Source organism: Variovorax sp. CAN15 (assembly GCF_030462475.1).
Classification (GTDB): Bacteria; Pseudomonadota; Gammaproteobacteria; order Burkholderiales; family Burkholderiaceae_C; genus Variovorax.
This window is the reverse complement of sequence record NZ_JASMRZ010000007.1, coordinates 25,609-46,165: the sequence shown is the minus strand read 5'-3', so window position 1 is coordinate 46,165 and position 20,557 is coordinate 25,609. Positions and strand designations below refer to the sequence as shown.

The 20,557-nt window shown below is 62.7% G+C and carries 18 protein-coding genes, 2 tRNA genes and 2 pseudogenes; 5 read left to right on the top strand and 17 right to left on the bottom strand.

Annotation, left to right across the window (positions count from 1 at the left end; genetic code table 11):
- Positions 1 to 5: 5 nt before the first annotated feature.
- The 3 genes from gmk (at position 6) to QMO14_RS07915 (ending at position 3,222) form a co-directional block, all read left to right on the top strand.
- Complete coding sequence (gene gmk / locus QMO14_RS07925) at positions 6 to 626, top strand: guanylate kinase (RefSeq protein WP_301505814.1); 621 nt, start codon at positions 6 to 8, stop codon at positions 624 to 626.
- A gap of 43 nt (positions 627 to 669) precedes the next feature.
- Entirely contained in the window at positions 670 to 873 is a 204-nt protein-coding gene (rpoZ, locus tag QMO14_RS07920; RefSeq protein ID WP_007835875.1) for a DNA-directed RNA polymerase subunit omega, read from the top strand.
- Between the two features lie 93 nt (positions 874 to 966).
- On the top strand, positions 967 to 3,222 hold the full coding sequence (locus tag QMO14_RS07915; protein WP_301505813.1) for a bifunctional (p)ppGpp synthetase/guanosine-3',5'-bis(diphosphate) 3'-pyrophosphohydrolase: 2,256 nt from the start codon (positions 967 to 969) through the stop codon (positions 3,220 to 3,222).
- Between the two features lie 22 nt (positions 3,223 to 3,244).
- Here QMO14_RS07915 and greB read toward each other — a convergent pair whose 3' ends face one another.
- The 5 genes and pseudogenes from greB to QMO14_RS07890 form a co-directional block, all read right to left on the bottom strand.
- Complete coding sequence (greB, locus tag QMO14_RS07910) at positions 3,245 to 3,820, bottom strand: transcription elongation factor GreB (RefSeq protein ID WP_301505812.1); 576 nt, start codon at positions 3,818 to 3,820, stop codon at positions 3,245 to 3,247.
- Positions 3,821 to 3,876: 56 nt separating this feature from the next.
- Positions 3,877 to 3,953 (bottom strand) — tRNA-Arg (locus tag QMO14_RS07905).
- A 118-nt stretch (positions 3,954 to 4,071) separates the two neighbouring features.
- Positions 4,072 to 4,148, bottom strand: a tRNA-Arg gene (locus QMO14_RS07900).
- A 76-nt stretch (positions 4,149 to 4,224) separates the two neighbouring features.
- Positions 4,225 to 4,446, bottom strand: a pseudogene (locus QMO14_RS07895) (IS256 family transposase); the annotation flags it as partial.
- 68 nt (positions 4,447 to 4,514) lie between these two features.
- The gene (locus QMO14_RS07890; RefSeq protein ID WP_301505811.1) at positions 4,515 to 5,834 is read right to left on the bottom strand and encodes a DUF2254 domain-containing protein; all 1,320 of its coding nucleotides are present in this window, start codon (positions 5,832 to 5,834) and stop codon (positions 4,515 to 4,517) included.
- Positions 5,835 to 6,341: 507 nt separating this feature from the next.
- On the opposite strand from QMO14_RS07890, the gene QMO14_RS07885 reads away from it, so the two are divergent.
- Complete coding sequence (locus QMO14_RS07885) at positions 6,342 to 6,692, top strand: hypothetical protein (RefSeq protein WP_301505810.1); 351 nt, start codon at positions 6,342 to 6,344, stop codon at positions 6,690 to 6,692.
- A 109-nt stretch (positions 6,693 to 6,801) separates the two neighbouring features.
- On the opposite strand, the gene QMO14_RS07880 is transcribed toward QMO14_RS07885, so the two are convergent.
- From QMO14_RS07880 to QMO14_RS07850, 7 genes are all read right to left on the bottom strand, one after another.
- A complete protein-coding gene (locus tag QMO14_RS07880; RefSeq protein WP_301505809.1) occupies positions 6,802 to 7,188 on the bottom strand; it encodes a DUF1850 domain-containing protein in 387 nt (128 codons plus the stop codon).
- 2 nt (positions 7,189 to 7,190) lie between these two features.
- Positions 7,191 to 9,248 (bottom strand): TRAP transporter permease, encoded by a 2,058-nt coding sequence (locus QMO14_RS07875; protein ID WP_301505808.1) that lies wholly within the window; start codon positions 9,246 to 9,248, stop codon positions 7,191 to 7,193.
- The gene (locus QMO14_RS07870; RefSeq protein ID WP_301505807.1) at positions 9,245 to 10,219 is read right to left on the bottom strand and encodes a TAXI family TRAP transporter solute-binding subunit; all 975 of its coding nucleotides are present in this window, start codon (positions 10,217 to 10,219) and stop codon (positions 9,245 to 9,247) included. The genes QMO14_RS07875 and QMO14_RS07870 overlap by 4 nt, the downstream gene beginning before the upstream one ends.
- A 125-nt stretch (positions 10,220 to 10,344) precedes the next feature.
- Positions 10,345 to 11,274: a mechanosensitive ion channel family protein gene (locus tag QMO14_RS07865; protein WP_301505806.1), complete on the bottom strand. Its 930-nt coding sequence runs from the start codon at positions 11,272 to 11,274 to the stop codon at positions 10,345 to 10,347.
- 121 nt (positions 11,275 to 11,395) lie between these two features.
- Positions 11,396 to 11,941 (bottom strand): murein hydrolase activator EnvC, encoded by a 546-nt coding sequence (locus QMO14_RS07860; RefSeq protein ID WP_301505805.1) that lies wholly within the window; start codon positions 11,939 to 11,941, stop codon positions 11,396 to 11,398.
- Positions 11,942 to 11,943: 2 nt separating this feature from the next.
- The gene (locus tag QMO14_RS07855; protein ID WP_301505804.1) at positions 11,944 to 13,458 is read right to left on the bottom strand and encodes a tripartite tricarboxylate transporter permease; all 1,515 of its coding nucleotides are present in this window, start codon (positions 13,456 to 13,458) and stop codon (positions 11,944 to 11,946) included.
- A 10-nt stretch (positions 13,459 to 13,468) separates the two neighbouring features.
- A complete protein-coding gene (locus tag QMO14_RS07850; protein WP_301505803.1) occupies positions 13,469 to 13,957 on the bottom strand; it encodes a tripartite tricarboxylate transporter TctB family protein in 489 nt (162 codons plus the stop codon).
- A 227-nt stretch (positions 13,958 to 14,184) separates the two neighbouring features.
- On the opposite strand from QMO14_RS07850, the gene QMO14_RS07845 reads away from it, so the two are divergent.
- Complete coding sequence (locus QMO14_RS07845) at positions 14,185 to 14,601, top strand: MarR family winged helix-turn-helix transcriptional regulator (RefSeq protein WP_301505802.1); 417 nt, start codon at positions 14,185 to 14,187, stop codon at positions 14,599 to 14,601.
- 85 nt (positions 14,602 to 14,686) lie between these two features.
- On the opposite strand, the gene QMO14_RS07840 is transcribed toward QMO14_RS07845, so the two are convergent.
- From QMO14_RS07840 to QMO14_RS07820, 5 genes and pseudogenes are all read right to left on the bottom strand, one after another.
- Positions 14,687 to 15,937 carry a sodium:proton antiporter gene (locus QMO14_RS07840; protein ID WP_301505801.1) on the bottom strand — a complete coding sequence of 417 codons (1,251 nt, stop codon included), beginning with the start codon at positions 15,935 to 15,937 and terminating at the stop codon, positions 14,687 to 14,689.
- Between the two features lie 305 nt (positions 15,938 to 16,242).
- A pseudogene (locus QMO14_RS07835) lies at positions 16,243 to 16,481 on the bottom strand (C4-dicarboxylate ABC transporter permease); the annotation flags it as partial.
- A gap of 226 nt (positions 16,482 to 16,707) precedes the next feature.
- Complete coding sequence (locus tag QMO14_RS07830) at positions 16,708 to 17,964, bottom strand: putative Na+/H+ antiporter (protein WP_301506024.1); 1,257 nt, start codon at positions 17,962 to 17,964, stop codon at positions 16,708 to 16,710.
- A gap of 710 nt (positions 17,965 to 18,674) precedes the next feature.
- Positions 18,675 to 19,028, bottom strand: coding sequence for a hypothetical protein (locus tag QMO14_RS07825; RefSeq protein WP_301505800.1), 354 nt, complete (start codon positions 19,026 to 19,028; stop codon positions 18,675 to 18,677).
- Positions 19,029 to 19,040: 12 nt separating this feature from the next.
- Positions 19,041 to 20,519 carry a SulP family inorganic anion transporter gene (locus QMO14_RS07820; protein WP_301506021.1) on the bottom strand — a complete coding sequence of 493 codons (1,479 nt, stop codon included), beginning with the start codon at positions 20,517 to 20,519 and terminating at the stop codon, positions 19,041 to 19,043.
- Positions 20,520 to 20,557: the final 38 nt, after the last annotated feature.

Below are 20,557 nucleotides of genomic sequence, written 5' to 3'. Positions count from 1 at the left end.
AAAGAATGGATTACCCCGGCAATATCTTCGTTGTGGCGGCGCCCAGCGGCGCGGGCAAGTCGAGCCTGGTCAAGGCGCTGATGGAGCTCGATTCGGCGGTGCAGCCTTCGGTGTCGCACACGACGCGGTCGCCGCGCGGGCAGGAAAAGCACGGCCGCGAGTACTTCTTTGCCTCGCCGAGCGAGTTCGACGCGATGATCGCGGCCGACGGCTTCGTGGAATGGGCCCATGTGCACGGCCACCGCTACGGCACCTCCAAGAAGGCCGTCGAAGACCGCATCGCCCAGGGGGCCGACGTCATCCTTGAAATCGACTTCCAGGGCGCGCTGCAGATCCGCAAGACCTTCGCCAACGCAGTCATGATCTTCATCCTGCCGCCCAGTTGGGAAGAGCTGCGCTCCCGGCTCGAACGGCGCGGCGAGGACAGCGCCTCGGTCATCGAATTGCGCCTGAAGAACGCCGCGGAAGAGATGGCGCAAGCCGGGGAATTCGACTTCGTTATAATCAACGAGTTATTTGAGCGGGCACTTTTCGATCTCAAGGCGATCGTCCACGCTCAGCGGCTGCGGTATTCCGCGCAACGCCGAGCGCGTGCCGACACCTTCGCCGCACTGAACATCCCCTGATTTCCGAGCCCACCGCTCCCAGACCGACCGAAAGATCCTCATCATGGCCCGCATCACCGTCGAAGATTGTCTCGTCAACATTCCGAACCGCTTCCAGCTCGTCCTGGCCGCCACCTACCGTGCGCGCATGCTGAGCCAGGGCCACGCCCCCAAGATCGAGAGCAAGAACAAGCCCGCCGTGACTGCCCTGCGCGAGATCGCCGAAGGCAAGATCGGCCTCGAAATGCTCAAGAAGGTGCCGGGCTGATCTGACGCAGCCCTGCAACGAAAAGGCACCGCAAAGCGGTGCTTTTTTTATGGCCGGAGGCACCCACACATCGGTCACGCTAAAGTGATAGGCATGAGCGCGGTCGCCAAATCTCAGTCCCATGCCCCCAAAGGCACGCCGAAGCCGAGCCCGGCGGCGCTGAATGCGGCCGCTGCGAGCTTTGCTGCACTGACCGCGCGGCTGGACTACTTGAGCCCCGAAGACACCGAGCTGGTCCGCCGCGCCTACCGCTTCGCGGACGAGGCGCACCTGGGGCAGCTGCGCAACAGCGGCGAGCCGTACATCACCCACCCCATCGCCGTTGCGGCGCAGTGCGCCGAATGGAAGCTCGACGCGCAGGCGCTGATGGCCGCCCTGCTGCACGACGCGATCGAGGACTGCGGCGTCACCAAGCCCGAACTCATCGAGCGCTTCGGCGCCCCGGTCGCCGACCTGGTCGACGGGCTCACCAAGCTCGACAAGCTGCAGTTCAATACTCGCGAGGAAAATCAGGCCGAGTCGTTCCGCAAGATGCTGCTGGCCATGGCGCGCGACGTTCGCGTCATCCTGGTCAAGCTGGCGGACCGCACGCACAACATGCGCACGCTCGCCGACACACCCCGCGAGAAATGGGGCCGGATCTCGCGCGAGACGCTGGACATCTACGCGCCAATCGCCCACCGGCTGGGGCTGAACCAGACCTACCGCGAACTGCAGGAGCTGTCGTTCCGTCATCTGAAACCGTGGCGCTATGCCACGCTGTCGAAGGCCGTCGCCAAGGCACGCGGCCGACGACGCGACCTGATCCAGAAGGTACAAAAGGAAGTCGAGGCCGCCTTTTCCGCCGCCGGGATGACGCTGCGGATCGCCGGCCGCGAGAAGACGCTCTATTCCATCTACCGCAAGATGGAAGAAAAGCACCTGAGCTTCGCCCAGGTGACCGACATCTACGGCTTCCGCCTGATCGTGCCGAACGTGATCGCCTGCTACACCGGGCTTGGCATCCTGCATCAGATGTACAAGCCCCTGCCGGGCAAGTTCAAGGACCACATCGCGATCGCCAAGCTCAATGGCTATCAGTCGCTGCACACCACGCTCGTGGGTCCGGCCGGGGTGAGCGTGGAGTTCCAGCTGCGTACCGAGGCCATGCATGTGGTGGCGGAATCGGGCGTGGCCGCGCACTGGCTCTACAAGGCGGCCGAGCCGAGCGCTGCCAGCAACGACCGGCTGGGCACCAAGTGGCTGCAGTCTCTGCTCGACATTCAGGACGAGACCCGCGACGCCGCCGAGTTCTGGGACCACGTCAAGGTCGACCTGTTTCCCGACGCGGTCTACGTGTTCACGCCCAAGAGCCAGATCATGGCGTTGCCGCGCGGAGCCACGGTGGTCGACTTCGCCTACGCCATCCACAGCAACATCGGCGATCACACCTCGGCCGCACGCATCAACGGCGACCAGGTGCCGCTGCGCACCGAACTCAAGAACGGCGACGTGGTCGAGGTGATCACGGCGCCCGTGTCGACGCCGAATCCAGCGTGGCTCGGCTTCGTGCGCACCGGCCGGGCTCGCTCCAAGATCCGCCATTACCTGAAGACCCTGGCGCACGCCGAGTCCGAGGGCCTGGGCGAGAAGCTGCTCGCTCAGGCGCTGCGCGCCGAAGGCCTGAGCAAGCTGCCGGAGGACGACGAAGAGCACCAGGCGCTGTGGGAAAAGCTGCTGCGCTTCACCGGCAACCGCACACGCTCGGAGCTGCTGACCGACATCGGCCTGGGCAAGCGCATCGCGAGCATCGTCGCGAAGCGGCTGGTGGCGATGCTCACCGAGCTCGGCGAACGGCCCGACGCGCTGCTGTTGAGTCGCGAGCGCTTCATCTCGCACGAGACGGTGTCGCAGGGCGCCGTGACGCTGGATGGCAGCGAGAACTCGTCGGTGCGTTTTGCGCTGTGCTGCCGGCCGATTCCTGGCGACTCGATCGTCGGATATCTCGGCCATGGAGAAGGCCTGGTGGTGCACACCGAAGAATGCGGCGTCGGCCAGCGGCTGCGCCACAAGGACAGTGAGCGCTTCTTCGCCGTCGAATGGGCGGATGAGCCCACGCGTGCTTTTGAAACCGGTGTTGTCATCACCGTGCGCAACGACAAGGGCGTGCTGGCACGTGTCGCAGCCACGCTGGCCGATGCGGAAGCCGACATCACGCACGTGGAAATGGCTGACGAAACCCCGCAGGACTCGACCGACCTGCGCTTCGTGATCGCCGTGCGCGACCGTGCGCATCTGGATGCGGTGCTGCGCGCGGCGCGGCGCACGGCATCGGTACTGACCGCCTCCAGGACTGTCCCCGCGCCCTGAGGCTGCGTCCGTTCGCCGGCTGCTACGCTCCGGCCGGTCGCGGCGCCGGATAGCTCACGGACAGGATTTCGACATCGTGCGCCCCGCCGGGCGTCACCAGTTTCACGACATCGCCTTCACGCGACTTCAGCAACGCCCGCGCGATGGGCGAAATCCAGCTGACCTGCGACTTCGCGCTCTGCGCCTCGTCGATGCCGAGGATGGTGACGCTGCGCTCCTCGCCGGCCTCATCGGCATAGAGGACCGTGGCGCCGAAGAAGACCTGATCGCGGCCATGGTGAACCGATGGGTCGGTGACTTCCGCGATTTCGAGGCGCTTGGTGAGGAAGCGGATGCGGCGATCGATTTCGCGCAGGCGCTTCTTGCCGTAGAGGTAGTCGCCGTTCTCCGAGCGGTCGCCGTTCTTGGCAGCCCAATGGACGGTTTCGACGATCTTCGGGCGCTCCTCATCCATCAGCTGCAGCAATTCGTCGCGCAGACGCGCGTAGCCTTCGGGAGTGATGTAGTTCTTGCCGCCCGCAGGCAGCGGAGGCGAAACGCCATCGGTGTCATCGTCGTCTCCGTCGGAATCCGTTTCCTTGGTGAATGCCTTGTTCACACTGATCCTCCGAAAAGAAAAAAGCCCGCAACTTGCGTTGCGGGCTTTCTTTATAGTGGTGCGGCTGGCAGGAATCGAACCCACGACCCCTTGGTTCGTAGCCAAGTACTCTATCCAGCTGAGCTACAGCCGCACAGCTTGCAATTATAGCCCGCTTTGGAGCCCTTCCCTGAACTATTCAGGGGCGAATCTAAACGTACTCCCGGAAAAGAAAAATGCCCGGAAGACAAATCTTCCAGGCATTTTCAAGATGGTGCGGCTGGCAGGAATCGAACCCACGACCCCTTGGTTCGTAGCCAAGTACTCTATCCAGCTGAGCTACAGCCGCTAAGCTTTCGATTATAGCGTGTTTTTTGGGCGACTCCCGAACGCATGACCATACGTTGCAGGATCGATTCGCCTAAGGGAGTGGCGGCACCACTGGGGTAGCCCAGATGGCGCGACGACTCGGCGCCCTGCGCGCGCTCGATGAGCGCCTTCTTGAGCGCAGCAGTCGCTTCATTGACGGCCTCGCCGGTCATCGGACCAGCCAAGTACCGGTCAATCAGTTCCTTGGGATTCGACGGCAGTGCCGCCATCCGGGCGGCGATCACCGCGTTCTTCGCTTTTGTCTTGCTCATCGGCATACATGCTCCTGGTTGTCAGGCCATGCCTCGAACACAAAATTCATGACAGGCTCCGATCGCGAGCAGACCTAGTGGGCCAGCGCGCCTATGGCGCCGATCACACCGTGGGCAAGGATGAGCCGAAACGTGGCATACCGGCGGCCGACGTCGGCCAGGTCGCACTCGTTGCCGATGCCACGCCGTGCATCTGACCAGACCAGATCCGCGTGGCGCGCCAGCACCTCCCTGCGCGCAGGATCGGACTCGCAGGCGGCCACGGCCGTGAGCACGTCCAACAGCCTGATCATCATGGCAGTGCTGCCTGCGGCATTCTGGCGAATCATGTGAAACATGACATCCGCGAGACTGCGATAAGTCACGCTCGGTACCACGAGCGCAACCGCTCCTTCGCGTAACGTGACACCGCTCGGCAAATGGGTGCCCGAAAGGTCGCAGAGCGTAGCACCCAGCCGATCGAGCACGCTCATGGCGGTGTGCGGATCGTTGATGCCGGGAGACAGCGCGCGCACCGCCACCTCAACCAGTTGCCGGACGGCGTGTTCGGCATTACCGGCGCTGCCCCGTGCGACCCCCAGGGCCGTGGCATTGCGCACCGCCTCCTCCGCTTCCGGCACATGGACGGACATTACTGCAATCGGCGCACCCGGAAAGACATAATCGCCTTTGCGGGCGAGCAGCCGGATGGCCGTGCCGTTCTTCGCCGCCCAGTCTGCGAGGCCTTGTTCATCGACTTGCTGCAGGTAGCCGCGCCTTGCATCGACGATGACAGTCGAGGCGGACCAGAACGTTGCAGGTGGCGGCTCTGCCTGCAATTTGTCGGTCACCGTGGATTCGATCGCATTGCGTATGTCATCGCTTACCAGTTCGACCACCGTGTCGACATTGATCCGATTGGCCATGTGTGCCACGAAATAGACAAGAGTCGCAACGCAGGCGAAGGCCAGCAAAATCCCGAGGCTCAACGCAAGGTGCGGTGTGAAAGACCCCTCCTCCTGGGTTCTGACACTGCGCAGCACCATCAGGGCATAAGAAAAAGTACCGAGGAATGCACCCAGCGTCATCTGCACGCCACGGTCACGCGTGAAATTGCGCAGCAAGCGTGGCCCCATCTGCCCGGCGGCGAGTGACAAGGCGGCAATGGTGATGGAGAACACCGTGCCCGCGACCCCGATCGTCGACGATGCAATCGCTCCCAACAAGGTCCGTGCGCCGGTGCCACCCCCGTTATAGAACCAGTTGCTTTCGGTCAGCCATGCGGGCAAGCGGCCGCTGCGATCGACGTTCAGCAAGGCGATCGAGAGCAGGATCCCCGCGAGCACCATGGCGCCAGGTACGAGCCAGAAGGTCTCGCCGAGTTGATTGAGAAGCTTGCGAATTCGGGCATTCATGACTGAACCACTCCATCGGAGGAACATTCTCGAGCGGCTCCAAGGCCCGCAGCCATCATGGCTACTGTGCCTTTCCGCAATGGAAACTTGGTCATGCCGCAATGTTGAAATCTATCGCCGCTCGCCACGCTGCGGTGCCGCATTCCAAGTTGGAAAAGACTCTTCATTTCATTCAGGATAGGGGCTGCGCCTGAAATCGCTTATCGTTTATGTCTAGGCATAGGCCAGTCCCGCGAAACTCAGGCACGCCCCATCGCAAACCTTCGAACCGCGACCTGGTTGTACGCACCCGTGGAGGCGTGTCTAAACGCTTCGTTGCCGATTGCAGTTGGGCGAAGTGCACGGGGCAATGGCGATGACGTAGCGCCTCCCCACCCCAGGAAAGCCATCTCGATGAATTCTGTCGTCGCACGAAACGCCGCACTTTGCCTAGCATTGACGATTCTTGCCTTGCTTGTGGCATGCCGCGACGGATACCCCCGCGGCGATCGACCAGGCGACAGGAGCATGAGCGTCTCCACCCATCTGCAATTGTTGAACCACGCACTTGCAGGCGAGAAGCGCAAGCTGATGATCCGCGACCCTTGTCATCTGGTTTTGTCGAAACTCGACACCCCCGGGCCGACGGGCCTTCTGCTGTCCTTGCGCTCTACCAATGTCATTCTGGGTACAGACTCCGACAGCGGTCATTTTTTGGTAAAGCTGGTCGACGTCGCGAACGGGAAAACAACGACCCGACTGAGCCTTTCGGTTGGAGAATGGCTCGAGGCGGTGGCTTGGCGGTCACATTTCCAACAACTGCAAATGCGTTGCGCGGCACAGCAGGCACCTACGCCGCGCGGATCGCCAGGCAGGTAACAACGGCAGCGTCTTGCTTGCGTGAATCACCCCGGGTTTTGCAGATGCGGGACTTGCGGTCATGGGATGGATTTCGTCTCCCTCCACGCAAAACCCGGCAGCGTCTGTGTCAGCGCCCGACCGCGCACGCCGACAGAACCGTGGTACCGGCAGACACGGGAATCCACCGCCCCATCGATGCGCATCCGCGCTGCGTGCACACTTCGTAGTCACGCACATAGGGAGAACGGGCCAGGACAACTTCCTTACGCCAAGGATCGCGCAGCTTGTAGTGCCAGACGCCGTCATGGAACCATGCCCCGGGCGGCGGCTCCATGCCTGCCCCCGATCCTCGAATTCGAGCCTCATTCAGCATGAGCCACCCGCCGACGACCGCATAGTCTTCGTCCCATTCGATCTTCTCGATCGAATGCTGCCAGCGCAGGGTGAAGTGGTCTTCGGGAATGACCACATGCAGAGCGCCAGCCACCAGGCACAGTGCGGCGACAGCGGCCATGCTCAGGGCGCGGCGCCGCGTGCGCGGCGCTGCTTCAGGCCGTGCAACAGCATCAGCGCGGCCGTCATGCCAATGCCGATTTCATCCGTAGCCGGCAGTGCGGCGACGAGAAAGCCCGCCGCCGTGAAGGCCCAGATCCGCTCGTACCAGCGCAACGGCCCTACCCAGTAACCCAGCGTTGCACCGCCCCAGAGCAAGATGGCCGCAATGGCCTTGACCACGACATAGCCCGTATCCAGCCACGTCCCGCCCTGCAGCATCAGGGCCGGTGCGTAGACCGCCATGAATGGAATGACGAAGCCGGCAATCGCAATTCGCAGCGCCTGCATCCCGATCTTCAGACCCGATTCGCGTGCGATGGGCGCTGCCGCGAACGCGGCCAGAGCCACTGGCGGCGTGAGGTCGGCCATGATCCCGAAATAGAACACGAACATGTGGGAAACAATCAATGGCACGCCGAGCTGCAGCAACGCAGGCGCCGCGAGCGAGCTGGTGATGATGTAGTTGGGGATTGTCGGAATGCCCATGCCCAGGACCAGACAGACCAGCATCGTGAGCACGAGGCTCAGGAACAGACTGTTCCGGCCAATTTGGATGATGTAGCCGGCAAACAGCGTGGCGGCACCGGTCAGAGTGAGCACGCCGATGATCACACCGACAAGGGCGCACGCAATGCCCACCGGCAATGCGTGTCTGGCACCGTCGGCCAGGGAGTTCAGTGCAGCACGCAGGGCGGCCCGACCACCCTTGAGGAACCACAGGGCGCCCGCCATCGCCATGGCCAGCGCGATGATCGCGCCAATGCCGTACTTGAAGAACGCCGACGCGGCCAGACCGATCAGGACCCAGAAGATGGCGCGCAGCGTGTTGCCGCCGAAGCGCACCGTGATGGCAGCACCAAAGATCAGCACGACGGTCAATGCCAATCCCACCATTCCCGAAAACAGCGGCGTATAGCCGGAGAACAACAGCCATACGAGCACTGCCAGCGGAAGGATCAGGTACCAGCGCAACTTGATCGCGGCCCACGGGTCCGGGCATTGATCCCTGGGAATGCCAACGAGCCCGCGGCGTCCAGCCTCGAGATGAACCATGATGAAGGCGGTGAGGAAATACAGCAGGGCGGGAACGGCCGCCGCCTTGCAGATCTCCACGTAGGGCACGTCGATCGTCTCGGCCATGATGAAGGCCACCGCCCCCATCACGGGCGGCATGATCTGGCCTCCCATGCTGGACGTCGCCTCGACCCCGCCGGCAAATGCGGCGTTGTAGCCGAAGCGCTTCATGAGAGGTATCGTGAATTGTCCTGTCGTCACGACGTTGGCGACGCCGGAGCCGCTGATCGTACCCATCAGCCCCGAAGACACGACGGCGACCTTGGCCGGCCCCCCCTTGGTATGCCCGAACAGTCCGAGCGCGAAGTCGGTGAACAGCGTGATCATCCCTGCCTGCTCCAGGAAGGCGCCGAACAGAATGAAGAGGTAGATGTAGGAGGACGACACGTAGGTCGGCGTGCCGTAGATGCCTTCGGTGCCAAAGCTCAGTTGACCCACGATCTGGTCCAGGCCGTAGCCCCGATGGGCCAGCCCGCCGGGCAGGTACTGCCCGAAGAGGCCGTAGGCAAGGAACATCGCGCAGATCAAAGGTAGCGCGAGCCCCATGATCCGGCGTGCCCCTTCGAATACCAGCACGATGACAAGGATGCCGGCGATCATGTCGGATGTCGTAAGGTCTCCCGCGCGTTGGATCAGGTCAGCCTCGAACACCCAGTGATAGATGCCGGTGGCGAATGCAGCGGCTCCAATGCACCATCCCAGCCAACGTTGGCGCAGGGGCGGATACAGGACAAATGCCAGCAGCAACAGAAATCCGACGTGGACCGCCCGCACCACGGAACTGGACAGCGGACTGAACGCGGCGGTGACGATCTGGAAGACCGAGAAGGCCACGGCCACCCAGAACAACGCGCCCGAAAATGCCGCAGGATCGGCAGTCTCTGTCTCCTGCGAGGCCGCGTCGACAACGCCCGGCGCGTGCGCTGGCGCGGTCGGTGCGTTCATTTCAGAAGGCCTATCTCACGGTAGTACTTTTCGGCGCCAGGATGGAATGTGACCGTGGTGCCGGCAATTGCCGATTCGCGCTTGATGCCTTTTGCCGCATTGTGCGCAGCCACAAGTGCATCGAGGTTCTCGAACATGCTCTTGGTCATGGCGTAGACCTCGTCGGCCGGAACCCCTTCATGACTGACCAGGAAGTTCTTGATCGCCGCGGTCGGCATGTCGACGGTCTGGCCGTCATAGGTGTTGGCAGGGATCGTGGCCGGCTGGTAGGCGGCATCGCCGACCTTGGCGACCATCTCTGCAGGGATCGGCACCACCACGATCTTCACGCTCGTCGCGAGGTCGCGGATCGAGGCCACGCCAAGGCCCGCGGACTGCAAGGTGACATCGAGCTGCCGGTTCTTCATGAGTTCGACCGATTCGCCGAACGCGAGATATTCCACCTTGGAGAAGTCGGCGTAGGTCAGTCCCGCAGCCTTCAGGATGGCACGCGCGTTCAGCTCGGTGCCCGACTTGGGGGCTCCGACCGAAATGCGCTTCCCTTTCAGGTCCGCCATGGTCTTGATCCCCGAATCAGCGCTTGCCACGATCTGTATGTAGTTGGAGTAGATCCCTGCGACGGCACGCAACTTCTTGAGCGGTGTGGCAAAACCCGCGTCCTTGTTGCCTTTCCAGGCGTCGGACAACGCGTCGGCGAGCGTGAACGCGATCTCCCCGCGGCCAGCCTGCAGCAGGTTGAGATTCTCCGCAGAGGCTTTGGTCGACTGCACCGTCACCTTCGCACCAGGAATGGCCTTGCCGTAGATCTGCGACAGCGCCACACCCATCGGGTAGTAGACGCCGCTCTGCCCGCCAGTCAGGATGTTGATGAATTTCTGCTGGGCCCTGGCCGGCGACAGCGCCGCCAGGGCGGCCGCTCCCACGGCGCCGAGCGTCAGTGTGCGGCGAGACAAGTGGATGGGGTGGTGCATGGCGGTCTCCATTGAAGTCTTGAAGGCTCGATTCGAACCGGATCACTTGCCGCTGCGGCAAAGACCACGACTCTGGCGGCAAGGAAAGAAAGTCGTATCGGGAAATACCCGCCGCTCGGCAGAGGTCATGGCAGCGAAGGCTCTGTGGCCGGGAGCGTGGCACCGGTGTCGCCCGAGACGCGCAATGGAAGTGCCGGAGCCGATCCATCCTTGCCGGCGCCCGCGTACACGGTGACATGGGGGAACGGGATCTCGATGCCCTGATCGTCGAATGCCGCCTTCAGCCGCCGGAGAAATTCACGCCTGATGGTCCATTGCTGCAGCGGCGCCACCTTGAAGCGGCAACGCAAGACCACGGCACTGTCGTCGAGCCGTTCGACGCCGGCCATCTCCAGGTCGGCGAGGATCCGGCCCGCATGCTCGGGGTCCGCACGCAGTTGACCGGCCACCTTGCACATCAGCGCCATCACCTCGTCGACATTCTCGCGATAGGACACACCGACATCGACCACAGCCTGGGCGAAGGAGCGCGACATGTTGGTGACCGACGTGATCATCCCGTTTGGAATGAAATGCACGTTGCCGTCGTAGTCCCTCAGGCGCACATGCCGCAACGTGATGTCCTCGACGGAGCCGCCGATGCCCGCGATCTTGACGACATCGCCAGTGCGGATCTGGTCTTCGAACAGGAGAAAGAACCCGGTGAAGTAGTCCTTCACCAAGCTTTGTGCGCCAAAGCCGATGGCCAGGCCAACGACGCCTGCCGCGCCGAGAATGGGCGCGAGAGAGACGCCGACTTCCGCCAGCACCAGCATGACCGCAACCGCACTGATGACCAGCGCGATGAGGTATCGCACGACGCGTCCCAGCGTCTCCGCGCGACGGGCACCATCTGTACCGCCCAACCGTCCTTCGACGCGCAGGCGCACCATGCGAACCATGCGCTGAAGCAGGCTGATGGAGACCCAGGCAGCTGCCACGATCAGTACGATCCGCAGTCCTGCGAGCGCGGGAGCACTCCACCGCTCCCAATTGATGTTTTCAAGATATTGCAAAGCTGAAATCGACTTTCTTCAGAGTTGAGCCTGCGCGTATCGCTTGGTGCGCCACACGGCTTTTCACCAGTTCGGACATGACCCCCTAACGGCACTCCAGGCCTGCGGGAAAGCCGCGACGTCAATGCGAGCGGGCGCGCAGATATGGCAATGGATCGACCGGCACGCCTCGCTCGCGAATCTCGAAGTGCAGCTCCATGTCGCCAGCCGCACTGTGTCCCATGTCGGCAATGCGCTGGCCTTTGCGCACCGTCTCGCCCTCTTTCACGTGCGTCTTGTCGAGGTGAGCGTAGGCCGTCAGCAGGGCTTCGTCATGCATGAGGACGATCATCGTCCCGTAAGTGGCAAGCGCATTGCTCACAAGCACCACCCGGCCGTCGCGCGCGGCCATAACGGCGTCGCCCGGCTTGCCGGCGATGTCCACCCCGCGATTCGCTTGACCGTCGAAGCGGCCGACGACCGCGCCCTTCGCGGGCCATGCAAATTCTGGCTCCCTACCCGGCAGGGGCGCGGACGCGGCAGCAGGCGTTTCGTCATGGGCGGACAAGACGGGCACTGGATCGGCTCGCGGCGAAGGACCGAGCACTCCGCAGGCAGTCAGCCCCGCAGACAGCAACAGGATTGCGAATCTGCAAAGCCTTCCCGCGCTCCAGTGAGTCAACGTCATATTCAGCCCTCCTCGACAAACGCTTCCTCGCGCTTGGATCTGACAGCTGGCAAGAGGACGATGATCAGCAGCAGCATCGCGCAGACCAGTAGGGTCGCCGAGATCGGGCGTGTCACGAGCACGCTCCAATCGCCTCGTGAAAGCAGCAAGGCACGCCGAAGGTTTTCCTCCATCATCGGCCCCAGGATCAGCCCCAGCAACAAGGGGGCCGGCTCGCAGCCGAGTTTGATGAACGCGTAGCCGACAACACCGAAGAAGCCGACCATCCAGACATCGAACGTGTTGTTGTTCGTCGAATACACGCCAATGGCGCAGAACAGGACGATGGCGGGGAACAGCCATCGATAGGGAATGGACAACAGCTTGATCCAGATGCCGATCAGTGGAAGGTTCAACACGATCAGCATCAGGTTCCCGATCCACATCGATGCGATCAGACCCCAGAAAAGCTCCGGATTGCTCGTCATGACCTGCGGGCCCGGCTGGATGTTGTGGATGGTCATGGCCCCGACCATCAATGCCATCACGGGGTTGCCCGGAATGCCGAGGGTAAGGAGCGGAATGAACGAGGTCTGCGCCCCCGCATTGTTTGCCGACTCCGGCCCCGCCACCCCGCGGATGTTGCCCTTGCCGAAAGGGATCTCGCCAGGCTTCAGCTTGAGCTTTTTTTCCAGCGTGTAGGAGGCGAACGCCGACAGGAGCGAGCCGCCCCCTGGAAGAATTCCGAGCGTGCAGCCGAGCGCGGTGCCGCGCAGCACGGCAGGGAACATGTTCTTGAAGTCTTCCCGCGTCGGCATAAGGCCCTGGAGCTTGGCAGTGAAGACCTGACGCTCGTCTTCGCTCTGGGAGAGGTTTGCGATGATCTCGCCGTAGCCGAAGATACCCATTGCGATCGCGATGAAGCTGATGCCGTCGGTGAGCTCCGGGATGTCGAAGCTGTAGCGAGCCACGCCCGAATTCACGTCTGTGCCAACCAGCCCCAGCAGCAGACCCAGCATGATCATGCAGATGGCCTTGATCAGCGAACCGGACGCCAGGACCACTGCACCGATCAGGCCCAGCACCATCAACGAGAAATATTCGGCGGGACCGAACTTGAAGGCCAGCTCTGTCAGCGGTGGCGCGAACGCTGCAAGAACGAGCGTGCCGACGCAGCCAGCGAAGAACGAGCCAAGGCCCGCTGCCGCGAGCGCGGGCCCTCCTCGCCCCTGCTTGGCCATCTGGTGGCCATCGATCACGGTCACCACCGATGAGGATTCTCCGGGCAGGTTGACCAGGATCGCCGTGGTCGAACCGCCGTACTGCGAGCCATAGTAGATGCCAGCCAGCATGATCAGCGCTGCCACAGGTGGAAGCGCGTAGGTTGCCGGTAGCAGCATGGCAATCGTTGCGACGGGGCCGATGCCAGGCAACACCCCGATCAGCGTTCCAAGCAGGCAGCCGATGAACGCATAGACCAGGTTCTGCAGCGTGAATGCAGCTTCGAAGCCGATGGACAAGTTGTTGATCAGTTCCATGCGATCGTCCTCAGCCTGTGATGAAAGTGGGCCAGACCTGGAACTGCAGACTCAGGCCGACGATGAAGGTGAGGTAACTCCCGATCGCCAGAATCGTCGCGAGAATCAACGACGTCTTCAACGAAAACCTGGGTCCGGCAATGCTGGCGATCACGACCAGCGCGTAGATCGCGATCAACAGGCCCATTGCGGGGACGCCCAGCGTCGGCAACCCTCCCAGGAGCAGCCCGAACACAAGGTTGGCGCCGATGATCAGCACCAGGGGCTTCCACGCGATCCGCCCCATCGGATCGCCGTCGGGCGTATTGAATTTGAGCGCGCCGAAGATGACGATCGCTCCTCCGATCACGAGCAGGATGCCAAGCACCAACGGAAAGTAACCCGGCCCCATTCGGGCGCCGGAGCCTATCGGGTAATTCGTGGCGCCGATCGCGAATGCGAGGCCGACACAAATGAACATGACACCGGACAGGAAGTCCTTCTGACTCTTGATCTTCATGGAATGGCGGGGAAGTTCGGACAAAGAAAAGGCACGGCTTCGGCAACGCCGAACACCCGCTAGCTCGCAGCGAGCCTTGCAGGCGAGATGAGGCTGCATGACCGCGCTTGGTCAGCTGCCGATCAGATATGTCATGTTATGAGATTATTTATATCACGCCGTGAGTAATAACCCTGTGCGTTCTGCGATCGGGCTGATACATTCGGCGGCCACTTTCAAGAAACGACATGTCGAACGATCAAGGCGCTCTCGAAAAGCAGCGCTTCGAAACACTCTCCGAGTTCCGCTTCAGGCTGCGCAGCTTTCTGCGATTCAGCGAAGACGCCGCACGGGCCGAGGGCATCACGGTGCTGCAGTACCAACTGATGCTTCACACCCAGGGTTTTCCCGGTCGCCAATGGGCCACCATCGGAGAGCTCGCCGAGCGCCTGCAAGCTCAGCCGCATGGCGTGGTCGCGCTGGTGTCGCGCTGCGAAGAGGCGGGGCTCGTCAAGCGGAAGCCGAGCCTTGTCGATCGCCGGCAAGTCGAGGTGCATCTGCTTGCCGCTGGTCGAAAGAAGTTGGCGCGCCTGGCGGCGCAGCACGCCGACCAACTCTCCGAGCTCGCGGAGGTCGTGCGGCTGGCCAGCCAAACCCCGGACTGAGTCACGACGCGGCGTGCTTCGGGGACCTTCGCCGCGATCAGCCGACTCTGGCCAGACCGCCTTCCCCCTGGGCGGGAAGAGGTCCTTACTTGCCGGCGGAACCCGTTGCAATGGTTTGCTTGATCACTCGCCCAATGGTCAATCCCTGCACCAGGATCGAGAACACCACCGTGCAGTAGGTCAGCGCGAGGATCGTGTCACGTTCCTGCCCAGCGGGCAACGACAGAGCGAGCGCCACGGAAATGCCGCCGCGCAGTCCACCCCAGGTGAGCACGCGCGAAGACCCCGCCGGAAGTCGAAAGAAACTCCCAAGCGCGCCGACAGGCACACCGACCGTCAGCCACCGCGCCAGCAGCGTCACAGCAACAGCTGCCACGCCACCGACAAGGAGCGGTGCAGTGAACGCAATCAAGAGCACTTCCATCCCGATCAATACGAACAGCACCGCATTGAGGATTTCGTCGAGCAGTTCCCAGAACATGTCGATGTAGCGCCGCGTGGTGTCCGACATGGCCAGCGCCCGGCCGCGGTTACCGATCATCAGCCCCGTGACGACCATGGCCAGGGGTCCTGAGATGTGAAGATGGCTTGCGAGCGCATAGCCGCCCAGCACGGCGGCGAGTGTCAGGAGCACTTCGACCTGATATTGGTCCACGCTCTTGAGCATCCGATAAGTGATGTAGCCGAGCACGAGGCCGAAGACGACTCCACCGCCGGCTTCGCGCGCCAGCAGCTCGAATGCGACGCCCGCCGTTGGTGCACTGCCGCTCGTCACCATGCCGAGGATCAGGACAAAAATCACCACGCCAATGCCGTCGTTGAACAGCGACTCACCGGCGACCACCAACTCCAGATTTTTGGGGGCGCCGGCCGATTTCAGGATACCCATCACGGCAATCGGATCGGTAGGGGAGATCAGCGCGCCGAAAAGCAAGCATTGAAGCAACGGTAGTTTGATGCCGACCCAGGGCAGCACGAAGTACATGCCGAAGCCGACGACCAAGGTCGAAGCCAGGGTGCCGACGAGTGCCAAGACGCCGACCTGCCATCGATAGGCCTTCAGTTCGCTAATGTCCACGTGAAGCGCACCTGCGAACAGCAGCAGCGAGAGCATTCCCTGCATCAGCACGTCCGAAAAATCGATCGACCGGACGAAGGATTCCTCGTACTGCCGCAACCCGTGATCCAAGCCCAGCGCATCGAGCATGACGATGCCCAGCGAAAGAACCAAGGCAATCACCATGACGCCAATGGTCGTCGGCAATCTGATGAAACGATGATTCAGGTATGCCAGAAGGGCCGTGATAACGAGACAGGTGGCGGCGATGTCGAGCATTCCAGATTCCCTAGCTGCTTGGAACGCCATTGTCATCGCTGCGCGGCCGCTCCTGCGCCGCCCTCGCGGCCTGCATGCTCACGAACGAGACCGGCAAGCGACCTCCGACGCCAATGGCCTCTTCGCGGAGGTCGCGATCGCATGCCCGCGGAACTTGGCTGGCTGTCTGCCTTACAGGGGCATTTGCTGCGGGAGCCAGGTCACGATTCCGGGCACGAAGTAGATGAGCAGCACGGCCAGAACCATCTACAAGAACATGGGCAGTGTCACCTTCGCGATGTGCGGCAGCGGGCGCCCCGTCATGACATGTCTTGCGATAGTCTGGTGCGAAACAGGATCTCGTCCATCCATACAAAGAGTGGCATCGCGGTCAATGTCCAGCTGGAAGCAGATCCCCAGGCCATCGCATCCCGGCGCAGCGCGACGAAAAGAACCCCATGCCGATCCACGCCACCCCCGAGAGGGTGAGGCCGATCCAGGCACCGCTGCCAAGAATGAGGAACGAGCTGACGATCAGCAAGCCTGCAACGGCGAGGTCATCCATGGCGCAGCGCCTCGTTGTTTTGAGGTGCACCCCAACCACGCCACTCAAGGACACGTTCATCGATCGAGGCGACGGGCCATCGTCTTCGGGTTGCCGCGTGCTTTCCGCTCGCTCGTGATTGCCGCAACTTCCGCCAGATCGCGCCGCGGCAGTCTAGAAAAGGATGGACGGCCCGAGCGGTTTGAACAGCCGCCTCGCGCGATGCGCCGTCCCCCGGTTCAGCCTTCTACAAGAGCATGAACGCTGCGGCAGCGACCATCGTCGGCCCGAGCGCTCCGAGCAGCAGGCCGCCAGCGCCGATCGTCTCGTCGGAGAATCCCTTCTTGAGAAGCGCAACGCCTGCCGGGTTCGGCGCATTGGCGATCACCGTCAGTCCACCGCCAGCCACCGCTCCGGCCAGGAGCATGTATTTCGACTCGTCCGAGATTCCCGCGATGAGCGATCCCAGATAGGTCAGCGCCGCGTTGTCCGTGATGGCTGTCAACCCGAGGGCGCCGAAGAACAGGGCCACCGGCTCCAAGCCGGACACCACCGGCTGCAACCACCACTGCTGCATTCCGCCAAGCACCACCAAGCCAGCCAGGAAAAAGCCGACAAGCAGCGCCTCCTTGATGATCAGAGGGTTCTGATGCCGCTCGTAGGCTTGTGTGAACCCCAGGAACATCAGGAAGAGCCCGAGAAAGGCCACCGGATGGTGCGCGAATATCACGATGCCAGCGAGCAGGATCAGGTGTGTCAACACTACCGGAATCGGCACCCGCGCACCGGAAGACGCCGCACTTGCAGAGACAACGGGCAAGTGCTTGCGCAACACATACGTGGCGACGGTGGCATTCACAAGCACAGCCAGCGCGGCCTTCCAGCCGAAGGTGACAACCATGAACGCGCTGTCCCACTGCCAGGTTGAGGCGACCATCAGAACGGGCGGCGCGGCATAGGAAGTTAGCGTGCCTCCGATCGACACATTGACGAACAGCACCCCCAAGGCCATGTATTTCAGAGACTCGGGCACCTGTGATCTGAAAATCTGCGGCGCGAGCATCAGCGCAGCAATGGTCATGGCCGCCGGTTCGGTGATCAGGGATCCGAGCAGCGGAACAGCCGCGAGCCCGAGCCAGGCCACCGCAATCGGCGTAGGCAACGGCAATACGCGCGCAATGGTGTTCACGCTGGACATGACCGTCATCAGCACTGGCCGGGACGCAGCCACTACCATGACAACGAAGACGAAGAGCGGTTCTGTGTAGTTGCGCGACTCGGCGTAGGTCAGCGCCTGATCGCCGCCGACCACCAGCGCCATCGAAAGAACGAGCACGATGGCCCAGAACCCGAAGACGACCTCGACCTCGCCCAGCAAGTGAAACATGCCGGCATGCCGCGGAAAACGGTGCGACAGGCGCTCGAACTGCTTGACCGTGAAGGTATGGAGGAGCGCCACAGCAAAAAGGGCTGCGGCGATGTATTGGATGGCGGGTTCTTGCATCAGGTGCTGACGTTTCAATTCCGCGTGGCGGCCCGACCAGCGCATGAACCTGCGTACCGCATCGCGCGAGTCCGCACCCTTTTTCCGAGTGTAACTGGCCCCGCACGGAGGGCCTGTCAAAACCCGGTCCCGCGCCCGGCGCCGCGACACGACGCCCCCCGGAAGGGTTGGTCTCCGAAAAAAAGGACAGATCACGGTGTGCTTGCCTGCCCGCAATCCTGCCGCCGTAGCGCCTGCGCCGCCGTGATGAACGACGGCGGACATCAGTGGAAAGAGTTGATCGTGCGGTGCGCTGTCGACCCCGGCATGCTACCTGCAAGCAAAGTGAGCTACTTATATCAGCGCAGGAAGGACATCCTCGGGCTCACCGGGTGCCAGTTCCGTCTCCGCAACGAAGCCGGCTGTCTCGAGCACAAGGCAGGCATCTTCCACTTGACGTCGGGCCTCGGGCGCACCGGAGCCGACCATAGCCAGCAGCACCGGAAGGCCCGTCCTCATCGGGCTGCGCGTAACGGTTTCGACCGTCTTGCGGGCGACAGGGCTACCGTCGAAGGCGATGACGAATCGGGTGGGCGCCGCGAAGGGAATCGCCCGTAATGACAAGCACCGGGCGCTTGATCGAGCTGATGACGCGCTCCGCACGGTGGTGGAGATGAATCCTGCCGTGCGTCTCTGCGCGGTGGTGCATGCCCAGCACCAACAGTCATGTGTCAGGCTCGGCATCGGGCGCGCCTTCCACCAACTCGCCATGGCGCAGGCGCGTCCTGACGCGCAATCCCCGCGGCATGCGCCCGTTGGCGGGCGGCAGCCAGCAAGCGGCGGCCGCTCTCCATGGCCACTTTGCTGCGTTTTCCGTCCAACTCGCTCAGCTCCTGCAGCAGGAACTCCTGGGCGCCGAGCCCGACGGCGCCACTGCAGTCGCCGACCGCACTCCGACCCGGGTCTCGTTCCAGCACATGCAGGAATTCCACAGGGATATCAAGCCGCAGCGCCGACCAGGCGGCCCAGTCGATCACGGCAGCGGTATTGCCGAACCCATCAATACAGGCGCAACCCTTGTTCATGGCGCATATCCTTCAGTGCGTGAGTTTTTCGACAGTGCCGGGCTTGTCGTGGATGGCAAAGCGGTCCACGAGTGTGGCGCTGGCCTCGTTGAGGCCGATGACCTCGACCTCGGTGCCTTCGCGTTTGAATTTGAGGAGGACCTTGTCCAGCGCACTGACGGCCGTGATGTCCCAGAAATGGGCGCCGCTCACGTCGATCCGGACCGTCTCGACCACTTCCTTGAAGTCGAACGCGCCGACAAAAGTCTCGGACGAGGCGAAAAAGACCTGGCCGACCACGGAGTAGTTGCGCAGGCGGCCCTCGGCGTCGCTAGTGCGGTCGATACGCAGCACGCGGCCGACCTTGTGGGCGAAGAAGATGCCCGACAGCAGAACGCCGACGAACACGCCCTTGGCCAGGTCGTGCGTGGAGACAGTGACGGCCACGGTAGCGATCATCACCAGCGAGGAGCTCGGAGGGTACTCACGCAGCTTGCGGATCGAATCCCAGCTGAACGTACCGATGCTGACCATGATCATCACGGCGACCAGCGCCGCCATCGGTATCAGCTTGACCCAGGGGCCGAGGAACACGATCAGGATCAGGAGAAACAGCCCCGCGCAGAAGGTGGAGAGCCGGCCGCGGCCGCCCGATTTCACGTTGATCACCGACTGGCCGATCATGGCGCAGCCGGCCATGCCGCCGATGAAGCCGGTGGCGATGTTGGCCACGCCCTGGCCCATGCATTCGCGGTTCTTGTTGCTGGTCGTGTCTGTCAGGTCGTCCACAATGGCGGCGGTCATCATCGACTCGAGCAGACCAACCACGGTCAGCGTCAGCGCATACGGGAAGATGATCCTGAGGGTTTCGAAGTCGAGCGGCACGTCCGGCAGCAGGAAGATCGGCAGGCTGTCCGGCAGCCTCCCCATGTCGCCCACGGCACGAATGTCCAGCTTCAGCACGATGGCAACGATGGTCAGCACCACGATGCACACCAGCGGTGAGGGAATCGCACGCGTGATGTACGGGAAGCCGTAGATGATCGCCAGACCTGCGGCGGTCATCGCATAGACCACCCAGGTGACATTCGTCAGCTCTGGCAACTGCGCAAGAAATATCAGGATAGCCAGCGCGTTGACGAAGCCGGTCACCACCGAGCGCGAGACGAAGCGCATCAGCGAGCCCAGCTTGAGCAGCCCGGCCACGATCTGGAGGACACCTGTGAGTACGGTCGTGGCAAGAAGGTACTGAAGCCCGTGCTCCTTGACCAGGAGGACCATGACGAGCGCCATGGCCCCCGTCGCGGCGGAGATCATGCCTGGGCGTCCACCTGCGAAGGCGATAACCACGGCCATGCTGAAAGAGGCGTACAGACCCACTTTGGGATCAACGCCCGCGATGATGGAAAAGGCGATGGCCTCTGGGATGAGAGCGAGTGCCACGACGAGGCCGGCCAGGAGGTCGCCTCGCACGTTGGAGAGCCAGTCCCTGCGGATGCATGAAAGGAGCATGGGAAAAATGGAGACTGCGCCGGGCATGCCGGCGGCCT